The 2,500-nt window shown below is 54.6% G+C and carries 1 tRNA gene and 2 rRNA genes (1 of these 3 cut by a window edge); all 3 read right to left on the minus strand.

Annotation, left to right across the window (positions count from 1 at the left end):
• Nucleotides 1–77: transfer RNA gene (locus ACZYTC_RS34180), tRNA-Met, on the minus strand.
• A gap of 40 nt (nucleotides 78–117) precedes the next feature.
• Nucleotides 118–232, minus strand: a 5S ribosomal RNA gene (rrf, locus tag ACZYTC_RS34185).
• Between the two features lie 86 nt (nucleotides 233–318).
• Nucleotides 319–2,500: ribosomal RNA gene (locus tag ACZYTC_RS34190) — 23S ribosomal RNA — on the minus strand; it runs 644 nt beyond the window's last position.

The following is a 2,500-nucleotide window of genomic DNA, read 5'->3' on the forward strand; positions in this document are numbered from 1 at the left end:
TGGTTGCGGGGGCAGGATTTGAACCTGCGGCCTTCAGGTTATGAGCCTGACGAGCTACCGGGCTGCTCCACCCCGCGGCAGGTAATTTACATGGTATTCGAGATTTTTGCTTTGCAGGCCTGGCAACGACCTACTCTCCCAGGTCTTGAGACATAGTACCATCGGCGCTGAGGAGTTTAACGGCCGAGTTCGGGATGGGATCGGGTTGAGGCTCCTCGCTAGTGCCACCAGGCCGGCGAAGCAAAATCTGAAGCAAGAATGGAATATTCCAGGTCACTGTCGGTATTTTTCACCGCGAGTGAGTATTGATAAATGAGAGCGATCAAGCCGATCAAGCTATTAGTACCGGTAAGCTGCACGGATCGCTCCGCTTCCACACCCGGCCTATCAACGTGGTGGTCTACCACGGCTTTCGAGGGAGAACTCATCTTGAGGTGGGTTTCCCGCTTAGATGCCTTCAGCGGTTATCCCGACCGTACATAGCTACCCTGCACTGCGGCTGGCGCCACAACAGGTCCACCAGAGGTACGTCCATCCCGGTCCTCTCGTACTAAGGACAGATCCTCTCAATTCTCCTACGCCCACGCCAGATAGGGACCAAACTGTCTCACGACGTTTTGAACCCAACTCACGTACCACTTTAATCGGCGAACAGCCGAACCCTTGGGACCTTCTCCAGCCCCAGGATGTGATGAGTCGACATCGAGGTGCCAAACGATTCCGTCGATATGGACTCTTGGGAATCATCAGCCTGTTATCCCCGGCGTACCTTTTATTCGTTGAGCGATGGCCGTTCCACAACGGACCACCGGATCACTATGGCCGACTTTCGTCTCTGCTCGACTTGTCAGTCTCGCAGTCAGGCGGGCTTATGCCATTGCACTCGACGACCGATTTCCGACCGGTCTGAGCCCACCGTCGCACGCCTCCGTTACTCTTTGGGAGGCGACCGCCCCAGTCAAACTACCCACCATACACTGTCCCGGGCCCGGATGACGGGTCGCGGTTAGACATCCATGATCGTAAGGGTGGTATTTCAAGGGTGGCTCCACACGGGCTGGCGCCCATGCTTCATAGCCTACCACCTATCCTACACATGCAAGCACGAATGCCAGTGTAAAGTTATAGTAAAGGTGCACGGGGTCTTTCCGTCTAAGCGCAGGTACCCCGCATCTTCACGGGGAATTCAATTTCACTGAGTCTATGCTGGAGACAGCGGGGAGATCGTTACGCCATTCGTGCAGGTCGGAACTTACCCGACAAGGAATTTCGCTACCTTAGGACCGTTATAGTTACGGCCGCCGTTTACCGGGGCTTCGATTCAAAGCTTGCACCTCTCCTCTTAACCTTCCGGCACCGGGCAGGCGTCAGACCCTATACGTCGCCTTGCGGCTTAGCAGAGCCCTGTGTTTTTGTTAAACAGTCGCCACCCCCTAGTTTGTGCCCCTCGCCCATGGTTGCCCACGAACGAGGCCTCCTTATCCCGAAGTTACGGAGGCAAATTGCCGAGTTCCTTCAGCATAGTTCTCTCAAGCGCCTTGGTATACTCTACCAGTCCACCTGTGTCGGTTTCGGGTACGGTCTGATGTGGGAGCTATTTCCTGGAACCTCGTGATGGCATGCACAATCCAATAAGCACACACCACGGAAGAGATCCGTCACTACCCACTGGTCAAGGAATATTCACCTTGTTCCCATCGACTACGCTTTTCAGCCTCGCCTTAGGGGCCGACTAACCCTGCGCAGATTAGCTTTACGCAGGAACCCTTGGACTTTCGGCGACAGTGTCTCTCACACTGTTTGTCGTTACTCATGCCAGCATTCGCACTTCCAATACCTCCAGAGCCGCTCACGCGTACTCCTTCACAGGCCTATGGAACGCTCCGCTACCGCGTACATGCTCTCGCATGCACACCCACAGCTTCGGCTCGTGGCTTGAGCCCCGTTACATTTTCGGCGCAAAGACCCTTGTTTAGACCAGTGAGCTGTTACGCTTTCTTTAAAGGATGGCTGCTTCTAAGCCAACCTCCTGGTTGTTATGGGATCCTCACATCCTTTACCACTTAGCCACGAATTAGGGGCCTTAGCTGGTGGTCAGGGTTTTTTCCCTCTCGACGACGGACGTTAGCACCCGCCGTCTGTCTGCCGCACACTACTTCCAGGTATTCGGAGTTTGGTTAGGTTTGGTAGGTCGGTAAGACCCCCTAGCCCATCCAGTGCTCTACCCCCTGGAGTATTCATGCGACGCACTACCTAAATAGTTTTCGCGGAGAACCAGCTATTTCCGAGTTTGATTGGCCTTTCACCCCTAGCCACAAGTCATCCGAGGCTTTTTCAACAGACACCGGTTCGGTCCTCCAGTGGGTGTTACCCCACCTTCAACCTGCTCATGGCTAGATCACATCGGTTTCGGGTCTAATAAGACGAACTGAACGCCCTGTTCAGACTCGCTTTCGCTACGCCTACACCTACCGGCTTAAGCTTGCTCGTCTCACTAAGT

It is taken from the genome of Labrys sp. F242, from assembly GCF_057813875.1.